Origin of the sequence: Sphingorhabdus sp. YGSMI21, from assembly GCF_002776575.1 — a bacterium.
GTDB lineage: Bacteria > Pseudomonadota > Alphaproteobacteria > Sphingomonadales > Sphingomonadaceae > Parasphingorhabdus.
On sequence record NZ_CP022548.1, the window covers coordinates 3,083,953 to 3,102,717 of the forward strand.

At 58.7% G+C, this 18,765-nt stretch carries 19 protein-coding genes, 1 tRNA gene and 1 pseudogene; 13 read left to right on the forward strand and 8 right to left on the reverse strand.

The window, feature by feature from the left end; all coding sequences use genetic code 11:
• Positions 1–48: 48 nt before the first annotated feature.
• Both queC and queE read left to right on the forward strand, forming a co-directional pair.
• A pseudogene (gene queC, locus CHN51_RS14815) lies at positions 49–747 on the forward strand (7-cyano-7-deazaguanine synthase QueC); the annotation flags it as partial.
• Complete coding sequence (gene queE / locus CHN51_RS14820) at positions 744–1,388, forward strand: 7-carboxy-7-deazaguanine synthase (RefSeq protein ID WP_100094710.1); 645 nt, start codon at positions 744–746, stop codon at positions 1,386–1,388. The pseudogene queC and the gene queE, both read left to right, overlap by 4 nt.
• A 4-nt stretch (positions 1,389–1,392) precedes the next feature.
• Here queE and CHN51_RS14825 read toward each other — a convergent pair whose 3' ends face one another.
• Together CHN51_RS14825 and lipB are read right to left on the reverse strand one after the other, a co-directional pair.
• Positions 1,393–1,665 (reverse strand): hypothetical protein, encoded by a 273-nt coding sequence (locus CHN51_RS14825; protein ID WP_100094711.1) that lies wholly within the window; start codon positions 1,663–1,665, stop codon positions 1,393–1,395.
• A gap of 50 nt (positions 1,666–1,715) precedes the next feature.
• Positions 1,716–2,366: a lipoyl(octanoyl) transferase LipB gene (lipB, locus tag CHN51_RS14830; protein WP_100094712.1), complete on the reverse strand. Its 651-nt coding sequence runs from the start codon at positions 2,364–2,366 to the stop codon at positions 1,716–1,718.
• Positions 2,367–2,438: 72 nt separating this feature from the next.
• Between lipB and CHN51_RS14835 the strand changes: the two genes are divergently transcribed.
• A complete protein-coding gene (locus CHN51_RS14835; protein WP_100094713.1) occupies positions 2,439–3,179 on the forward strand; it encodes a hypothetical protein in 741 nt (246 codons plus the stop codon).
• A gap of 4 nt (positions 3,180–3,183) precedes the next feature.
• Here the strand turns inward: CHN51_RS14835 and CHN51_RS14840 are convergent, their stop codons facing one another.
• From CHN51_RS14840 to CHN51_RS14850, 3 genes are read right to left on the reverse strand one after another with little or no spacing between them, the layout of a single operon-like run.
• On the reverse strand, positions 3,184–3,762 hold the full coding sequence (locus CHN51_RS14840) for a GNAT family N-acetyltransferase (protein WP_100094714.1): 579 nt from the start codon (positions 3,760–3,762) through the stop codon (positions 3,184–3,186).
• Between the two features lie 10 nt (positions 3,763–3,772).
• On the reverse strand, positions 3,773–4,630 hold the full coding sequence (hemF, locus tag CHN51_RS14845) for an oxygen-dependent coproporphyrinogen oxidase (RefSeq protein ID WP_100094715.1): 858 nt from the start codon (positions 4,628–4,630) through the stop codon (positions 3,773–3,775).
• On the reverse strand, positions 4,627–5,085 hold the full coding sequence (locus CHN51_RS14850) for a tRNA (cytidine(34)-2'-O)-methyltransferase (RefSeq protein ID WP_100095675.1): 459 nt from the start codon (positions 5,083–5,085) through the stop codon (positions 4,627–4,629). The genes hemF and CHN51_RS14850 overlap by 4 nt, the downstream gene beginning before the upstream one ends.
• 176 nt (positions 5,086–5,261) lie before the next feature.
• On the opposite strand from CHN51_RS14850, the gene petA reads away from it, so the two are divergent.
• From petA to CHN51_RS14865, 3 genes are read left to right on the forward strand one after another with little or no spacing between them, the layout of a single operon-like run.
• Positions 5,262–5,825, forward strand: coding sequence for a ubiquinol-cytochrome c reductase iron-sulfur subunit (gene petA / locus CHN51_RS14855; RefSeq protein WP_100094716.1), 564 nt, complete (start codon positions 5,262–5,264; stop codon positions 5,823–5,825).
• A 14-nt stretch (positions 5,826–5,839) separates the two neighbouring features.
• Positions 5,840–7,108, forward strand: coding sequence for a cytochrome b N-terminal domain-containing protein (locus CHN51_RS14860; protein ID WP_100094717.1), 1,269 nt, complete (start codon positions 5,840–5,842; stop codon positions 7,106–7,108).
• A gap of 19 nt (positions 7,109–7,127) precedes the next feature.
• Positions 7,128–7,982: a cytochrome c1 gene (locus tag CHN51_RS14865; protein WP_100094718.1), complete on the forward strand. Its 855-nt coding sequence runs from the start codon at positions 7,128–7,130 to the stop codon at positions 7,980–7,982.
• Between the two features lie 83 nt (positions 7,983–8,065).
• Here CHN51_RS14865 and CHN51_RS14870 read toward each other — a convergent pair whose 3' ends face one another.
• Positions 8,066–9,538, reverse strand: coding sequence for a glycerol kinase (locus CHN51_RS14870; RefSeq protein ID WP_100094719.1), 1,473 nt, complete (start codon positions 9,536–9,538; stop codon positions 8,066–8,068).
• Between the two features lie 116 nt (positions 9,539–9,654).
• On the opposite strand from CHN51_RS14870, the gene glpD reads away from it, so the two are divergent.
• Positions 9,655–11,163, forward strand: a complete 1,509-nt coding sequence (glpD, locus tag CHN51_RS14875) for a glycerol-3-phosphate dehydrogenase (protein ID WP_240616752.1) — start codon at positions 9,655–9,657, stop codon at positions 11,161–11,163.
• A gap of 66 nt (positions 11,164–11,229) precedes the next feature.
• A tRNA-Gly gene (locus CHN51_RS14880) sits at positions 11,230–11,303 on the forward strand.
• Between the two features lie 37 nt (positions 11,304–11,340).
• On the opposite strand, the gene CHN51_RS14885 is transcribed toward CHN51_RS14880, so the two are convergent.
• Positions 11,341–12,927: an FAD/NAD(P)-binding protein gene (locus CHN51_RS14885; RefSeq protein WP_123906330.1), complete on the reverse strand. Its 1,587-nt coding sequence runs from the start codon at positions 12,925–12,927 to the stop codon at positions 11,341–11,343.
• 297 nt (positions 12,928–13,224) lie between these two features.
• Between CHN51_RS14885 and CHN51_RS14890 the strand changes: the two genes are divergently transcribed.
• Positions 13,225–14,301 (forward strand): PAS domain-containing protein, encoded by a 1,077-nt coding sequence (locus tag CHN51_RS14890; RefSeq protein ID WP_206169907.1) that lies wholly within the window; start codon positions 13,225–13,227, stop codon positions 14,299–14,301.
• Between the two features lie 19 nt (positions 14,302–14,320).
• On the opposite strand, the gene CHN51_RS14895 is transcribed toward CHN51_RS14890, so the two are convergent.
• A complete protein-coding gene (locus CHN51_RS14895; protein ID WP_100094722.1) occupies positions 14,321–14,725 on the reverse strand; it encodes a response regulator in 405 nt (134 codons plus the stop codon).
• Positions 14,726–14,993: 268 nt separating this feature from the next.
• Here CHN51_RS14895 and CHN51_RS14900 point away from each other — a divergent pair, with 268 nt between their 5' ends.
• The 4 genes from CHN51_RS14900 (at position 14,994) to CHN51_RS14915 (ending at position 18,744) form a co-directional block, all read left to right on the forward strand.
• Positions 14,994–15,677, forward strand: a complete 684-nt coding sequence (locus CHN51_RS14900) for a hypothetical protein (RefSeq protein ID WP_100094723.1) — start codon at positions 14,994–14,996, stop codon at positions 15,675–15,677.
• Positions 15,678–15,885: 208 nt separating this feature from the next.
• Positions 15,886–16,518 (forward strand): hypothetical protein, encoded by a 633-nt coding sequence (locus CHN51_RS14905; protein ID WP_100094724.1) that lies wholly within the window; start codon positions 15,886–15,888, stop codon positions 16,516–16,518.
• A gap of 106 nt (positions 16,519–16,624) precedes the next feature.
• Positions 16,625–17,344 carry a response regulator gene (locus CHN51_RS14910; RefSeq protein WP_100094725.1) on the forward strand — a complete coding sequence of 240 codons (720 nt, stop codon included), beginning with the start codon at positions 16,625–16,627 and terminating at the stop codon, positions 17,342–17,344.
• Entirely contained in the window at positions 17,341–18,744 is a 1,404-nt protein-coding gene (locus CHN51_RS14915; RefSeq protein WP_100094726.1) for an ATP-binding protein, read from the forward strand. The genes CHN51_RS14910 and CHN51_RS14915 overlap by 4 nt, the downstream gene beginning before the upstream one ends.
• The last annotated feature ends 21 nt before the right edge of the window (positions 18,745–18,765 follow it).

Below are 18,765 nucleotides of genomic sequence, written 5' to 3' on the forward strand. Positions count from 1 at the left end.
TGGGCCCGACAAGCGCGCAATACTTGCGCCGCGCGGGCAAGGTCATTAGCGGGGCGCATCATGACTTCCGAATCGAAAACAGCGATCATATTATTGTCCGGCGGACTGGACTCGATGGTATCCGCGGCGATCGCCGCCGAGCAGGGCTATCGGCTCATTGCGCTTACCGTCGACTATAACCAGCGGCACAAGGTCGAACTGCAATCGGCCCGGACAATTGCATCGAAACTCGGCGTATCGGAGCATATCGTGCTTCCGCTTGACCTGAGCCGCTTTGGTGGCTCGGCGCTGACGGCGGATATCGACGTGCCGAAAACCGGTGTGACCGACGATATTCCGGTAACCTATGTTCCCGCTCGCAATCTGATTTTTCTCTCGCTGACCCTCGGCCTGGCCGAAGCCCGCAATGCCCGCGATATTTTCATCGGGGTCAATGCCCTGGACTATTCCGGCTATCCGGACTGCCGGCCCGAATTTATCGAGGGGTTCGAACGGCTCGCGGATCTTGCGACCAAGGCGGGTGACCAGGGCAGCGGCTTCCACATCCGGACCCCGTTGCAGCATATGACCAAGGCCGATATCGCGAGCGAGGCCATCCGGCTCGGGCTCGACCCGGCCTGGAGCTGGTCCTGCTACGACCCGACCGAAGACAATCTGCCCTGCGGACTGTGCGACAGCTGCCGCTTGCGGCAAAAGGGTTTTGAAGAAGCCGGCATCGTCGACCCGACCCGATACGCAATATCATGAGCTATGCGGTCAAGGAACGATTCCTGACGCTGCAGGGCGAGGGCGTCCACGCGGGTCGCCGGGCAGTGTTCGTCCGCTTTGCCGGCTGTAACCTCTGGTCTGGGCTGGAACGGGATCGCGCCACGGCAATCTGCCAGTTTTGCGACACGGACTTTGTCGGGATGGACGGCGAAGGCGGTGGACGTTTTCACTCTGCCGATGATCTGGCAGCAGCCGTGGCCGAAACATGGGGTGAGGCGCGCGATTCGCGGTTCGTGGTGCTGACCGGCGGCGAACCGATGCTGCAGGTCGACGATGCCCTGATCGACGCGCTGCACGCCGAGGGCTTTTTCATCGCCATCGAGTCGAATGGCACGCTGCCGGTGCCGCGCACGATCGACTGGATCTGCATCAGCCCGAAGGCGCAGAGCGAAACGGTCCAGCGGTCCGGTGACGAACTGAAGCTGGTCTGGCCGCAGGACGGCAGCGACTGGCAGGAGATGCAGGACTGGGACTTTGCCAATCTGCTGCTGCAGCCGAAAGACGCTATTGCCGACCCGTCAGCCAGCCAGGCCCATCTCGAACAGGCAATTGCCTTCGTGCAAGCCCATCCGAAATGGCGGCTGTCGCTACAGACTCACAAGATTCTCGGGCTGGCCTGACGGCCTATTCCGCAGCTTCTGCTTCCGAATCTCCGGTGGCGGTCGATGCAGTATCCTCTTTCTTGGCAGACGAATCGCCTGTTTCCTCGCCGGTCGCGTCGACTTCCGTGATCGTGTCGACATCGACCATATCATCGCTGATCGTTCCATCGATAACATCGACATCGTCCATCCGGGTTTCCGTGACCTCGCCGGAATCGGGCGCGTCATTGCCCGAACAGGCCGAAACGGCCAGTGCGGCCACTGCGACTGCTGCAATTCTCGTGAATGTGATCATGATCTCGTCCTCTTCTCGTCATGGGGTAACCGCATTGTCATAGCCCGCAATCAGTCCCGATCAATCGCCTTGAGAAAGGCGCCAACGGTTTTCTGCAACGCTTCATCAAATTCCTGAAGCTTTATCGCGATGCCCAGTTGGGCAAGGCTGGTCACCGGATATTCGCTGATACCGCAGGGAACGATTCCGCTGAAATGGCTGAGATCCGGATCGATATTGACCGAGAAGCCGTGCATCGTCACCCATTTGCGGATCCGGATGCCGATCGCTCCGATCTTGGCCTCCTGTCCGTCGGGCGTATCGCACCAGATGCCGACACGGCCCTCCACAGCCCGCGCTGCAACGCCAAATTCTGCCAACGCAGCAATCACCCAGTCTTCCAGCGCGTGGACAAAAGCGCGCACATCGCCGTTGCGTCTCTTCAGGTCGAGAATCACATAGCCGACCCGCTGCCCCGGACCATGATAGGTATGCCGGCCGCCGCGCCCGGTGTCGTAAACGGGAAAGGCCTGGCTGAGCAGCTCCGCCGGGTCGGAACTGGTGCCGGCGGTATAAAGCGGCGGATGCTCCAGCAGCCAGATCAGTTCCTTGTCTTCTCCGGCCCGGACCGCCGCGTTGCGCCGTTCCATCTCGGCCAGCGCTTCGGGATATGCGATCTTTTCCGGCGCGACGCGCCATTCGATGTCATTGGGATCAATCATAGAAATTTCGTGCACTTTTGCTGGTCAGGTGGCAAGAGCTTGCGATACGGAAATGAATTTGGGAACGGAAAAATGAAGCTCGACTATATGCAATGCTGGAATGGTGCGATGGCCCTGCTCGCGGCGCATAAAGAGGCCGTTATCGCGATCGCCGGGGTCTTTCTGTTTCTGCCAACCTTGTTGTTCGCCCAATATGTCACTCCGCCTATCTTGACCGGCGAAGAAGATTCCAATGCGCTGATTGCCATCTATATGGCCTATTTCAACGACAATGCGCTGGCGATTCTGGCATCCAATCTCGTGATGAGCTTTGGCGCGCTGGCGATCTATTTTGCGCTTGTTCCGTCGCGCAGCCATACCGTAGCCGACAACCTGACCGCTGCGCTGAAATTCCTTCTGATATATCTGCTCGCCAATCTGCTTTCCGGACTGATCATCCTGCCCGGCCTGATGCTGTTCATCCTGCCCGGCCTCTATCTGGGCTGTCGCCTGGTGCTGATCCCGGTTATTCTTGCCGATCATCAGGAACGCAATCCCGTGGAACTGCTCAAGCAGAGCTGGTCGCTGACCCGGGACAATGGATTTGCAATCCTGTTTTTCCTGCTGATCATCATGGTTGTGGGAGCAATTGTCATGAATGTCCTGGAGGCACTGACCGGCATTCTGGTCGGTCTGGCCACCGGGGGCGAGGGCTGGATGCTGATCGTGAACCTGGTTTCTGCGCTGGTCGGGACCATCTTCCAGCTGATTCTCTCGGCCGCGATTGCGTCCATCTATATCGAACTGTCCGGCCGCCGGTCAGCTGCACTCTAGCAAGCTATTTCAATATCGGTACATGCGGCGCCGCGGATTCCGGCAAATGGCCGGTCAGCCGCGGATCTTCCATGATGTCGGTCTGCTGCCTGAAGATCCGGAAGCCGCATTGCCGGTAAAAGGGCAGGGCGCGCGGTGAATCCTGCGTGCAGCTATGCAGCCAGACCCGCTCGATCCCGTCTCGCCAAGCCATATTCAGCGCTTGGTTCATCATCCAGCGTCCGTGTCCCTTGCCGTTCATTTCCGGCACCAGTCCGAAAAAGGCGATCTCGCACTGTCCGGCCACACGAAAATCCAGTTCGATAAAGCCGACCGGCGCTTCGCTGTCGCGAATGATCGAGATTTCGACCGCCGGATCCTCGATAATGGCCTTCAATTCGCTCTCGTCCATCAATAGCCGCGATATCCACATCCACGGCTCCCCGACCTTGCGGAACAGTGCGCGATAGTCCTCGACCGCCGGATCGGGCCAGCTTGTCAATTCGAGACCGGAGCCGGTCGCGGGCAGGACAGGCTTTTCCAGCATCTCCAGATGGGTTATGATGGTGGCGACATGGCCCGCCGGGACGTCCTGCAACGCCATGTTCAGCAGTTCAGACCCATTTGGCTTCGGGCGGCAGGCTCATCAGGATCGCATCCACATTGCCGCCGGTTTTGAGGCCGAAGGTCGTGCCCCGGTCATAGACCAGATTGAACTCGGCATAGCGGCCACGCCATTCCAGCTGTTGCTGCTTTTCCGCCTCGGTCCAGTCCATATCCATGCGCTTGCGCACGAGCTTGGGGAATATATCGAGAAAGGCCCGTCCGACATCCTGTGTAAAAGCGAAATGGCGATCGAAATCCGATTCGTGGTCCAGTTCGATATGATCGTAGAAAATCCCGCCGACGCCGCGGTGGACCTTCCGATGGGGAATATAGAAATAGTCGTCCGCCCATTTCTTGAACCGCGGATAATATTCCGGATTGTGCGCCGCGCAGGCCGAACGCAGCCGGGCGTGAAATTCCTCTGTATCGTCGTTGTAGGGGATCGCCGGGTTGAGATCGGCACCGCCCCCGAACCAGCGTTTGGTCGTGCACAGGAATCGGGTGTTCATATGGACCGCCGGCACATGAGGATTGGCCATATGAGCAACAAGGCTGATGCCGGTGGCAAAGAAACGCGGATCCTCTTCCGCCCCGTTGATCTGGGCCTGGAATTCCTCGCTGAACACGCCGTCCACTGTCGAGATATTCACGCCGACCTTCTCGAAAATCTTGCCCTTCATCAGGCCCTGTGTACCGCCGCCACCGGGGCTGCCGTCGGGATTCTGCCGATCCCAGGGAATATATTCGAAGGTGGCGTCGCTGCCCGCTTCGCTTTCAATCTTTTCAAATTCCGCACAAATCTGGTCACGCAGTTCCTTGAACCACGTCTGACTCGTAAGCTGTTGATCATCCAATCCTGAGGTCATTCCGGAAATTGTCCTGTTTGTCTAAGTGCTTCACCCAAGGCCATGCCAGCCGATACCGCGAGATTCAAGCTGCGCATGCCCGCTCTCATCGGGATCGTGATTCGACCATCGCATTGCTCATGTACAGTCAGGGGAACTCCTGATCCCTCCGATCCGAACAATAGAATATCGTCCTCGCGATATGCGAATCCGTAATGCGGCGCATCCGCCTTGCTGGAAAGCAGGATAATCCTTGCCTTGCGGGAATCGACGCTTTCCCGGAACGCATTCCAGTCGGCGTGACGGGTATATTCGACATGCGCGAAATAATCCATTCCGGCGCGTTTCAGACTTCGATCGCTAAACGGAAAACCACAGGGTTCTATGATATCGACTGCGACGCCAAGGCAGGCGCAAGTCCTTAATATCGTTCCTAAATTTCCCGCAATCTCGGGTTGATACAATGCTATCCTCATGGGCCGCATACCTTGAGCGGGAAGTGAATGTTTGGTCAATCGAAAATTCCCTGTTGGCAAACCCTGTCCTTCGCGGCTATCAGGCGCGCAATTCACTGCCTGTTCAAACTGCTGTTGAGCAGTACCGGACATTCTGGCAGTCTTGGGGTCATAAATTTTCTATAGGGCTTGTTTGCATGGCAACGGTTGAAACAGCTGATACGGCAGTCGCAGAAGAAAGCGGCGTTCGCCGCCGGGACTTTATCAATATCGCAGCAGTGAGCTTCGCTGGTGCCGGGGCGGTGGCAACGGTTTTCCCGTTGGTCAACCAGATGAACCCGAGCGCCGACGTTCTCGCCCTGTCATCGATTGAAGTCGATATTTCGGCCATTGAGACCGGACAGTCGATCAAGACCAGCTGGCGCAAGCAGCCGATCTTCATTCGCAACCTCACGGAAGCGGAAATTGCCCAAGCCAATGACGTTGATGTCGCCGGTCTGCGCGATCCGGAGACCCTGGCCGAGCGGACAACCCCCGGCAAGGAAAACTGGCTGATCACGCTGGGCGTTTGCACCCATCTCGGCTGCGTGCCGCTCGGAGCTGCGCAAGGCGAAATAAAAGGTGAATTTGGCGGCTATTTCTGCCCGTGCCACGGATCGCATTATGATACGGCCGCCCGCATTCGCAAAGGTCCGGCCCCGACCAACCTCGTGGTTCCGGAACATGAATTCCTTTCAGATACTGTCGTGAAAATCGGCTAAGGGGCAGAAGAAAAATGAGCTTTCCTTGGGCAAAAGAATATACACCAACAACTGATTTCGGTCAGTGGATGGACAAGCAGCTGCCGCTGCCACGGTTCGTTTACAACAGCGTTGGTGCCGGCTATCCCGCGCCGCGCAACTTGAACTATATGTGGAACTTCGGTTCGATGGCCGGCCTGTTCCTGGTGGTCCAGATCGTTACCGGCATCATATTGGCCATGCATTATGCGGCCAACGCAAATATTGCCTTTGATTCCGTCGAACATATCATGCGCGACGTGAACAGCGGCTGGATGATCCGTTACGCCCATGCCAATGGCGCAAGCTTCTTCTTCATCGCCATCTATCTGCATATCGGCCGCGGCCTTTTCTACGGGTCCTACAAGGCGCCGCGCGAAATGCTGTGGTTGCTCGGTGTGGTTATCTATCTTCTTGCGATGGCCACTGCCTTCATGGGCTATGTTCTGCCCTGGGGACAGATGAGCTTCTGGGGCGCGAAGGTGATTACCGGCCTGTTTGAAGCCATTCCGCTTGTCGGCAAGCCTATCCAGGAACTGCTGCTTGGTGGTTTCGCTCCGGATAACGCCGCTCTGAACCGCTTCTTCTCGCTTCACTATCTGCTACCCTTCGTCATCGTCGGCGTTGTCATCATGCATATCTGGGCGCTGCACATTCCCGGTTCGAACAACCCGACCGGTGTTGATGTGAAGGGACCACAGGACACGGTTCCGTTCCATCCTTATTATACCGCGAAGGATGGCTGGACGATCGGTCTTGCGCTGATCTTCTTCACCGCGCTGATGTTCTTCCTGCCGAACGCGCTGGGCCATGCCGACAACTATATTCCGGCCAACCCGCTGTCGACGCCGGCTCATATCGTTCCGGAATGGTATTTCTGGCCCTGGTACGCGATCCTGCGTGCCTTCACCTTCGACTTCCTGTTCATTCCGGCGAAGCTGCTTGGTGTACTGGCGATGTTCTCCGCGATCCTGGTCTGGTTCTTCCTGCCATGGCTCGACAAGTCACCGGTTCGCTCGGGCAACTTCCGTCCGAAATTCAAGATCTTCTTCGGCATCCTCGTGATCGACGTGCTGATCCTTGGATATTGTGGCGGGGCACCGGCCGAGGAACCGTTCGTGATGATCAGCCAGTTGGCCGCCGCTTATTATTTTGCGCATTTCCTGATCATATTGCCGCTGTTGTCGCGGATGGAAAAGCCCGAGCCTTTGCCGAACAGTATTACGGAATCGGTAACCGGCAAGCCACTCAACACTGCCAGCTAAGAAACAGGGACCTGTCGTAATGGTAAGATTTATCGGAATATTGGTTGGCCTGTTCTTTTCAGGCTGGCTCCTGGTCTCTTTTGCAATGGGTGCAAAAGAATATATCACAAACCCGCCCGAGGAAACGGCCGAACACGCGTTCCATCTGGAACCGAAGGATATATCCTTCAGCTCGGATGGTCCTCTGGGCAAATTTGATCGCCAGCAGCTTCAGCGCGGTTTCCAGGTCTACAAGGAAGTCTGCGCAGCGTGCCATTCCCTGCGTCTCGTTGCCTTCCGCAATATGGAAGAAATCGGCTATAACGAAGATGAAGTGAAGGCGATTGCAGCCAATTGGCCCATCCAGACGCCGGATGTTGATCCGAATACGGGCGAAATGTCGACGCGTGCTTCGCTGCCCGCTGACAAGTTCCCCAAGCCATTTGCCAATAATGTTGCGGCTGCCGCTGCCAACAACAATGCGATCCCGCCTGATCTTTCGCTGATCACCAAGGCCCGCGAAGGCGGCGCGCCTTATGTCTATTCCCTGCTGACCGGATATCAGAACCCGCCGGCCAATCTGCCGGACGCAAACCAGCCGGGACCGGGACTGCATTATAATCCCTATTTCGCGAACCTGAATCTCGCGATGGCTCCACCACTGGCGGCTGCAGACATGGTCAGCTATTCCGATGGCACCAACGCCAGCATCGAACAGATGGCCGAAGATGTGACGGCCTTCCTGATCTGGACGGCTGAACCGAAGTTGGAAGAACGGCATCAGACCGGCTGGGCGGTTCTCGCCTTCCTGCTGATCGCGACGATCCTTGCCTATCTGTCCTACCGGACCATCTGGGCCGACGTGAAGGCGGAAAAGAAGAAGAAAACAGCCTGAAGGCAAACTGCCCCGAAAGCTGATGAATAGAAAAGCCCGCGTGATGCGGGCTTTTTTATGTCTGCTGGCGGCGAATTGTAAGTCTAGCTGGTCAGGACCGAACTGATCGCCCGTTTCCAGCCCGCAAGGCGGAGGTCTCTGGTCTCGGGGTCGATCGCCGGTTCGTGCACGTCCAGCCCGGATATCATCGCCGATGCGGCTTCAAGCGAGGGGTGAATTCCGCAGCCGACCGCTGCCAGCATCGCCGCGCCGAGCGCCGTGGTTTCGAAAAATTCCGGCCGTTCGACCGTGATATCAAGAATATCGGCCAGATCCTGCACCATCCAGTCATTGGCCACCATGCCGCCGTCGATCCGCAAATTCTGCCAGTCCACGCCATCGGCAGAAAACGCCGTCTTCAGATCATGACATTGATAGGCCATCGATTCGAGCGCGGCGCGGGCGATATGCGCCTTTTTCGATGCAAAGCTGAAACCCGAAATCGTCGCGGTCGCATCGGCCCGCCAGTGCGGTGCTCCGAGGCCGGACAGGGCAGGGACCAGATAGACTCCGCCATTGTCATCGACCGAGCGTGCGAGCTCCTCGCTCTCTCCGGCATATTTCAACAGGCCGATATCGTCCCGCAGCCACTGCATCAGGCTGCCGGCCACGAACACCGACCCCTCGAGCGCATAGATACGGCGGCCCTGATATTGATAGAGGATAGTCGACAGCAGCCGATTGTCCGACCGTGGCGCGGTGTCCCCGCTGTTGGTCAGGATGAAGGCTCCGGTCCCGAAGGTCGCCTTGGTCTGGCCGATGTCGAGACAGGCCTGGCCGATGGTGGCGGCCTGCTGGTCGCCAGCCGAACCGCAAATGGCGATCGGGCTGCCGAACAGTTCCGGCGCGGTGGTTCCCAGTTCCCCCGCGCAATCGACAATCCGGGGAAGCGCTTTGCGCGGAATGCCGAATAGCGCCAGCAGTTCGTCGTCCCAGTCATCGGAGTCCAGCCCCATCAGCATTGTCCGGCTGGCGTTGCTGGCATCCGTCACATGCTGCCCCCCGGTCAGCCGGTAGATCAGATAGGATTCGATCGTACCGAAGGCCAGATTGTCTCCCGCCGCCCGCACGTCCGGCCAGTTTTCCAGCATCCACCCGATCTTGCTGCCGGAAAAATAGGGATCGAGCAGCAGGCCGGTCTTTTTCTGGACCATCGGTTCGAGACCGTCGTCTTTCATGCGATCGCATGTCGCGGCGGTGCGGCGGTCCTGCCAGACGATCGCCCGGCCAAGCGGCTCGCCCGATCTCTTGTCCCAGGCGACGACCGTTTCCCGCTGGTTGGTGATACCGATCGCCGCGATCTTGTCGGCGCCGCCGGCCTTCTCGATCATTTTCTGGCTGCAGCTCAGGGTCTTCTCCCAGATTTCGGCAGCATCATGTTCGACCAGCCCGGGAGCCGGATAATATTGGGTCAGGGCTTCCTGCTGCGAGCCTTGCAGCTTGCCGTCGACACCGAACAGCATCGCCCGGGTCGATGTCGTTCCTTCATCGATGACCAATATATGCTGTGCCGCCATGTTCCGCTCCCTGATTGCGCTTTCACGCTATAAGCTGGCTTTGAAAAGGCAAGCGAAAGCAGCCTATGCTGCAATGCAACATTGCACAAATCGCCGATTTGTCTATGAGGTCGCTAATGTACGACTTGGCGATCATTGGTGGCGGCATAAATGGCGTCGGAATTGCACGCGACGCAGCGGGCAGGGGACTGAAGGTTCTGCTGGTCGAGCGCGACGACCTCGCCTCGCACACCTCGTCCGCCAGCACCAAGCTGGTTCATGGCGGCCTGCGCTATCTCGAACATTATGAATTCAATCTGGTCCGCAAGGCGCTCAAGGAGAGAGAAGTCCTGCTCCGCGCGGCGCCGCATATCATCTGGCCGATGCGCTTCGTGCTACCGGTTGACGAGGGCATGCGGCCCGCCTGGTTGCTGCGGCTCGGCCTGTTTCTCTACGATCATTTGGGCGGCCGCGACATATTACCGGGAACCCGAAGCCTCGACCTGCTCCGCGACCGCCGCGGCGATCCTCTGCAGAAACGCCTCAGGAAAGGCTTTGCCTATTCCGATTGCTGGGTCGAGGACGCCCGGCTCGTCTCGCTCACCGCGCGCGATGCCGCGGACCGGGGCGCCGAAATCCGGACCCGGGCGGAATGCGTCGCGCTTGATCGGGGAACCGATCACTGGAATCTGCAGATACGAGAACAAGGCGTGACCACGACAGAGCAGGCAAAAGTCTTGGTCAACGCCGCCGGCCCTTGGGTCGACCCGGTCACCGCGCTCTACGACCGCAGCAACCACGCGGCGAAACTGCGCCTGGTGAAGGGCAGCCATATCGTGGTAAAACGCAAATATCAGGGCGACCACAGCTATATTTTCCAGAACAGCGATGGCCGCATCATCTTTGCCATTCCCTATGAGGACGATTACACGCTGATCGGCACCACCGACCAGCCGTGGACCTATGCCGAGGGCGAGGCAAAGATCAGCGATGACGAAATCGACTATCTCTGCGCGGCCGCCAGCGAATATTTCCTGAAACCGGTGACGCGCGAGGATATCCAGTGGACCTATTCGGGTGTCCGTCCGCTGTTCGACGACCACAGCCGCAGCGCCGCCACGGTCACCCGCGATTTCGTCTTCGACTATGACAATGACAATGGTGCCCCGGTGCTGTCGATCTTTGGCGGCAAGATTACCACCTATCGCGTGCTCGCGCTGCAGGCGATCCGCACACTTTCTGACGCCCTTGATGTCGACGGCGATGACTGGACCAAGGAAGCGCACCTGCCGGGCGGTGATTTCCGGCCCGACGGGTTCGACTCGCTGGTCGATCAATATGAGGACCGCTGGCCCTTCATCGACCGGTCGATTCTGCACCGGCTGGCCCGCGCCTATGGCACCGATACCGCCAATATTCTGGCGGATGTCACCAGCCTCACGGATTTGGGGCAGTCTTTCGGTGCCGGCCTCTACGAGATCGAGATCCGCTGGCTGATCGACCGCGAATTTGCCTGCACCGCCGAGGACATACTCTGGCGGCGGTCGAAGCTGGGATTACACATGAATGAAGGCGAACAACGGGCCGTCGAACAATGGTTTGAACGGCAGGGTCCCTTGTCAAAGGCAAATCTCGACCTTTCCTGATTGACGGACCACAAAAGCGGTGGCAATAGCGGCGCATTCGGTCACCTTGACGGTTGATCGGAAAATGCGGGTGTAGCTCAATGGTAGAGCAGAAGCCTTCCAAGCTTACGACGAGGGTTCGATTCCCTTCACCCGCTCCACCACCAGCCTCAGCCCGGATCCGCCCGCGCGAAGCCGTTATCCGCGGGCTGGCGGCCTGCCCAATATATCGTCGGCAACGCAGCGCGCGAGGCGGGAACATTCCACCAGCCCCTGCGAAAACGGATGACGCTCGAGAAGCTGTGGTAGCGCCAGGCAGTGAACAGGACTGGCTTGCGGGCCTTCGAGTTTCAGAGCAAATGGCTTTAGTACAGGCTTTTCGGGCGCATGCAGGGCCTTGACCAGTCGCGGAAAGGGCAGGTCGGTCAGAGACGCCGGAGACTGCCCGCGGGCGTCCACCATGACGTCAAACGCGGCGGTACCATTTTCCGTCTCGACGATGATCTGTCCGGCCTCGTCCGACGAGAATTCGGCCCCGTCTTCGGTCGCGACGAGTTGCAGCACACCGGCGTCATGGAGCGCAATGATCCGCGCCAGCGACAGATGCGGGACCGCCGCGTAGCAGTCGGCAAAGACCGGCATCAGATGGTCGAGGAAACGGTCATATTGCTTTTCCGGCAACTGCCGCAATATCCGGTCAAACGCCTCGTGGCCGCGGAGCAGCGCGTAGCGGTGCGGGATGGTTTCCTTGCGGCGCATCGTCTCCCGCGCGCCAGCCAGATCCCGTTTCACCGCGCGCAACCCGCCAACGTCCCGCCGACGGGCGAAATAGGCGGGCGCAAAACCTTCAACCGACCGGGCGCTGTCGGGCAAACTCGCAAGATAATCGGGGTCGGCCGCGTCCAGTTCCTCGCAGAGGAGCGCGAACACGCGATCGAGCAGGCCATCATCTCCTTGAGCCATCTCCTGGGCAATCGCTTCGGGCGTGAGGCAGGTCAGCGGTTCATAGGGAAAGGGATAATAGAAATCGCCCTCGGGCATGATTCCCATATGCGACACCATGGTGACCTGCAGTCCGCACCCCTCATCATCGGGCAGCCAGCGGATCCCGTCACCATTCTCATCAAACGCGCCGCGCGCATGGCCAATCGCGACAACAATGTCGATCGCCGATAGCGAGGAACCCAATATTCCGATATTGTCCTGCTCCAGTCCGGTGATATTCGTATAGGGCCAGGGCGAAACCAGCGTCACACCGTCGATGTCCGGCGCATTCGGCCAATTGTGTCCCGAAGCGATCACGACTTCGTCAAACTGCTGCTTTTTGGCGGATTTCCCGTTGTCATAGAATATCGTGGCCTTCCCGGCGTCACCGGCCTCGATATCGGTCACCCGGCATTGCGTCCGAACCGCGACCCTGTGTCCGGCGCGACGGGCCTTTTCGCAGAGGTCGCCGAATTGCGAGTGGAGATATTCGCCGATCAGCACGCGCGGATAGAAGGCCCGCGCCGTCAGGTCGTGCGCCGACAATTCCCATTCGCCCAACTCGCGGGCCGGACGATCCTTCAGCCAGTCCACCAGCGGGCGAACCGGTGCCGGAATTTCGCGACTGAAGGCGTTGCACAGCATATAGTCGGCGTTGAGGGCGGGATCATAGGGCATTCCCATCCCGGCGGTCGAGGAAGCTTCGAAAATGCTGATCGACAATGGTTCGTCGCCGGACGCGAGATGTTTGAGCAGATAAATGGCCATCGGGCCGCTTCCCACGATTCCAATCTCACGCACGAAACAGTCCCTTTCAGCGGGGCGGGACGAAGCGCCATTGCGTTAAGTCGCAAATGGCGCTCATCGCCGGTACATCACAAAAGCCATATTATCTTTCAACGCCGCACCGGCCAATACGTTGCACAGCCAGCCGTCTATGATGGACAGCCTGCAGGGAAGCCGGCGCGAAAATTTTCATAGATGCGAAAAGATTTGGTTACATTTTTGCAAAATAGACTAAATTGTTTCGCTACGCCTTTCTACCCCGCATATGTGAATCACCCGGACGTCCGTCCCGGAAAACAGTGGAAGCTGATTATGCCAACCCGCAGCCAGATCAAGAATTTCAGGTTGAATGAATATAGAGACCGGCAGGCAAATGACTCTCGGCTGCAAGAGCGGGGAGCCTTGCAGCAGAGCGGTGATGCCTTTCACGCGCTGGCCGACACCATGCCGCAGATGGTCTGGTCAACCTTGCCCGACGGCGACCATGATTATTATAACGCCCGCTGGTACGAATTTACCGGCGCGCCCGCTGGTTCGACCGACGGCGAGGCCTGGGCCGACATGTTTCACCCCGACGATCAGCCGGAAGCCTGGAAAAGATGGAATCACAGTCTGCAGACCGGCGAGCCTTACGAGGTCGAATATCGTCTCCGCCACCATTCCGGCCAATATCGCTGGGTATTGGGACGCGCGCTGCCGATCATCGGTCCGGACCAGAAAATCCAGCGCTGGATCGGCACCTGCACCGATATCGAGGATGCCAAGCAGACGGCAAGCCATAACGAGATGCTCAGTCAGGAGCTCAGCCATCGCATCAAGAATATTTTCGCGATCATATCCGGACTGATCAGCATGACCGCCCGCGGGGACGAGCGGTTCCGCGAGCCGGCAGAAACCCTGAAGGGCCGGATTGCCGCCCTGGGCCGCGCGCACGAATATGTTCGGCCGCACAATGACAAGGAACAGGCAGAGCTGGGCGATGTCACAATGCAACGTCTGCTATCCGAGATATTTGCCTCTTACCCGGCTTTTTCGGACAATCGACTGCAAATTTCCGGTGGCGATATTGCAGTGGGCGACAGGGCCGCAACCCCCATCGCGCTCGTTTTCCACGAGCTGGCGACCAATTCCATGAAATATGGCGCTCTGGCCGCTGATGACGGCCGCGTGGAGCTGGCTATCGTGCATGATCAGGATCTGGTGCGGTTCAAATGGTCGGAAACGGGCGGCGCTCCGATCGAGACACCGCCGACCGAGTCAGGCTTCGGTTCCAGGCTTGTGGAAATGTCGGTAACCCAGCAACTGGGTGGCAAGCTGGAGCGCTTGTGGCTGCCGACCGGTTTGCAGATCGACATGGAAGTCCAGGCCTCCCGATTAGCCGGGAGCTAGCACTGGGAACCGGATCGGATCAGTCGAAAAGCTTCATCCGCTGCGGCGGTTCGGCATCATCCTTGTCGTTGGAGACATCTACGAGATAGTTCAGAACATCTTTCAGCACCTCGATTTCAACCGGCTTGGTAACCGCGCCCAGCGTCCCCTCGACACCGTCACCCAGCAGCCGGGGATTGGCAGTGATAAAGACCACTTTCACGCCAAATTCATTGGCGAGCCGCGCGCCGATAATCGGTCCGGTCGGTCCGTCGCTCAGATTAACGTCGACAAGAGCGATCCCCGGCTTTTTCCTGACCAGTGCCAATGCGGATTCGGTGTCATCAGCGACACCGATACAATCATATCCGAGATTACCGACAATTTGTTCCAGCTCCATGGCGATGAGAAACTCATCCTCCACGATCATAATCTGATGGGTCATAAAAATGTTCCGCTAAAATGTATTTGCTTCCTCAACGCGGGAACCGCGAATCCGGTTCCCGGAAATGGCCAAATAATGCTTATTTCAAACGGTCGGGCAAAATCAATTGTCGATCTTCATCTCTTCCGCAACCGGAAGGAGATATCCGCCTGCTCTGCTGGTTTTCCTCCATCTGCCCATGTAAATTCTTCTGCCGGATCATGTTGGGCCGCTTATCGGTTTGCTTCAACCCGTCACAGCGTTAAGGTCCAGCCAGAGGGGGAATTTCATGAATATCGAGCTATCGAAGCGCATCAAGCCGGTCGTCCTGGCAACCGGCATAGCGGCGATGTTGGTCCCCGTGCCTGCATCGGCGCAATTGGGCGGCCTTTTTGGCGGCAACTCGAAGGAAGAGCAGAAGCAAGACAAGGCCCCTGCTCAAGATACGAATAGTGCCGCGATCGCCGAAGAAACAGCCGCAACCGACAAGTCGGATAGCGCCACGGCGGAGCCGGCTGGTGCGAATTCCTTTGATACGCTGTGCGGTAACGGACAGGGCAGGCCGGATGACGCGGAAGCGGCGCCCAAGCGCAAGGGCCTGTTCGGCATGGCCGACCGCATGGCCAGCATGACACGGAAAATCCCTCTGGTCGGAGACTTTCTGGTTGATAGCGCCAATAATCTCTCGCAGGTGGTCGCGTGCCGACTCTATCCCGAAGAGCAGGAGCAGGCAGCCGAAGCGACCCAGATCGCTACCGAAGGCGGAGAAATCGGCAAGAAGGTCGAATGGCAGAGCAGCGTCCGCGACAATGTTTCGGGAAGTTCGACCGTCTCGTCCAAAAATGCCTTGCCCGACGGCACGCCGTGCATGGTTCTGGCCGATATCGTGATTGTCGATGGCGAGGAGCTGAAAGTCTCGAAAACCATGTGCAAGCTGCCCGGCGCCGCCCGCTATACGATCATGAACAGCTGAATCCGCGCATCCCTGGCGCTCCTTCTGTGTCCCATAGCGGCTGCCGGTCGCTGCAATCTGTCGCAATCATGAACAATGTCCGGCAATTGATACAATTTGCGACAATTTTTGTCTGTTCTGACAAAGTTCAGCGACAAGTGGCTATTAGAAGAACATTCATGGCGGAACGATAGACCGTTTCCCTGAAATGGAACATGAGGAATAGATTATGAAAAAAGCAATTTTGATTTCGAGCGCTACTGCACTTTTGCTGGCTGGCGGCGTTGCCGTTGCTGCACCCGGTGACCGGGGCATGCGGGCTGACACCAATGCCGACGGCGCGATCAGCCGGGCTGAAATGACCGCATCGCTGAACACTCGCTTTGCCAAGATGGATGTGAACAGCGATGGCTATCTCTCCAAGGAAGATCGCGAAGCGAAACGCGCTGAACGCTCCGCCCAGCGGACCGAGCGTTTTGCCAAGGCCGACACCAATGGTGACGGCGAACTGAGCCAGGCCGAAATGGAAGCGGCCCGCGCTGAACGCAAGGCTGCCCGCTTTGCCCGCGCCGACAAGGACGGCAATGGCACGCTCAGCCAGGAAGAAGCCAAGGCCATGAAGGGCAAGCGCGGCGGCAAGGGCATGCGCGGCAAAGGCAACAAGCGTGGCGGTCACGGCATGGCGATGATGCGCAACGCCGACACCAATGGTGACCAGAAGATCAGCAAGGCCGAATTTACCGCAGCGGCAATGGCCCATTTCGACAAGGCCGATGCCAACAAGGACGGCAAGCTGACCAAGGAAGAACGCCAGGCGGCCTTCAAGGCCGGCAAGGGCGAACGGAATAAAAGAGGCGGTTAATCCCTGAACCACTCTTTTGCGAACGGATCGTCAGCCATCTCCCCCTTCTCCCCCAAATTGGCTGGCGGTCCGTTCCTTTTTTCAGAACCTGTGATAGGGCGAACCCATGACGAACAAGACCCACATATTGCTGGTCGATGACGAAGCTTCGCTCCGCGAGCCACTGGCCGAATATCTGATCAAGCAGGGCTACAAGGTCCAGCAGGCCGCCGACGCCAGTATCGCGCGGTCGCTGCTCAATGCTTATGACTTCGACATCATCCTGCTCGACATCATGATGCCCGGCGAAGACGGCCTCAGCCTGTGCCGCTTTGTCACCGACAAGACCGATATCCCGGTCATTTTCATCAGCGCCAAGACCGAGGAAACCGAACGGATCATCGGTCTCGAACTGGGCGCCGACGACTATATCACCAAACCTTTCAGCCCGCGCGAACTGGTCGCGCGGATCAAGGTCGTGCTGCGCCGGGCCGAAAAAAACGGTACCGCGCCAAACGGCGCGAGCGGGGGCGCCTATCAATTTTCCGGCTGGACGCTGAAATGCGACAAGCGAAGCCTTGTCGACGCCGACGGCGTGAGCGTGTCACTCTCGACCGGCGAATATCAGATGCTGCTGGCGCTGGTGTCCCGCGCCGGCAAGGTGCTTAACCGCGACCAGTTGCTCGACATCACCCAGGGCCGCGAGGCCCATGCCTTCGACCGCGCGGTTGACAACCAGATCAGCCGGCTGCGCCGCAAGATCGAGGCGGATCCCAAGAACCCAGAAATCATCAAGACCGTCTGGGGCGGCGGCTATGTGCTTGCCGGCGAGGTAAAATCCCTGTGAAGCGGCTTTGGCCCAACAGTCTGGTCGGCCAGCTTCTGCTGGTCGTCGCGCTGATCCTGTTGCTGGCGCAGGGGATCAACAGTTTCCTGCTCTATCGCGGCGCCCAGAACCAGAATCTGGTCGAAGCCTCGACCTCCGCAGTATCCCGCATTGCTTACGGTCTGGAACGGCAGGCCAGCGATCGCCCGGTGTCGCGCCGAGATCCTATGCGGCCGCGGCGCTGGGGCCAACTGCGATATAGTGCGGAAAGCCCGGTAACCGACGATATGCGGCGGCTGCCAGAACTGGAAGCGCGGGCCGGTCAGGCCTTTGCCAATATGGGCATCGGCTTTGCCGATATTCGCGCGACCCTGCGCGGCGATCTGACCAGTGACATGACGGGCCATGTAATAGGCACCGGTCGCAATGAACGGCGCAAAAATCCTATCAACCGGTCAATGGGTGGCGGCCCTGAAACTTCGGAAACCAAGGGTTTCATCATCATTTCCGCGCAGCAGGACGACGGCCAGTGGGTCAGCATCGCCTCCGCCGTGCGCGAACGTTCGCCCCTGCTGGTCCGGACCTTGATATTCCAGACCGTCACTATCTATCTGCTGATGCTGATTCCGCTGATCTTGCTCGGCCGCTATATTTCACGCCCGCTGAAATCGCTGACCGCGACCGCCCAGTCTTTCCGGCCCGGCACCACCGAGGCACTGGAAGAACAGGGCCCGCCCGACACACGGGAACTGATCCGCGCCTTCAACGACATGAGCGGCCGCGTCACCCGGATGATCGAGGAAAAAGACGTGATGCTGGGCGCAATCGGCCACGATCTGCGGACGCCGCTGGCAGCTTTGCGGGTGCGTGTGGAAAATGTCGAGGACGAGGTCGAGCGCGAACGGATGGTCGCGGGGATCGAGGAAATGAACAATATGCTCGAGGACATCCTGTCTCTGGCGCGGCTGGGTCGCTCGACCGAACAGTCTGATCCGGTCGATATCCGCTCGCTGATCGAAACGGTTGTCGACGAGTTCAGCGATCTCGGCCGCGACGTGCGCTACCAGCGCGGCGAAAAGCAGATCGCCGCCGTCCGCGAGACCCTGGTCCGCCGGGCGCTGCGCAATCTGGTCGGCAATGCGACTCTTTACGGCACGGTTGCGGATATCTCTGTGGAAAAGTCCGGTAGCAGCCTGTTGATTCATGTTGATGATGACGGCCCCGGCATTCCCGAGGAGCGGATCGACGCGATGTTCGAGCCCTTTTTGCGCGGAGACGCATCGCGCAACCGCGCAACCGGCGGTTCCGGTCTGGGCCTGACGCTGGCCCGCGCCATCGCCCGCGACCATGGCGGGGATATCATCCTGAAAAACCGTGAAAAAGGCGGGCTACGCGCCACGCTGATATTGCCGCTGGGCTGATTGCCAGCCGTTTGACAGGCC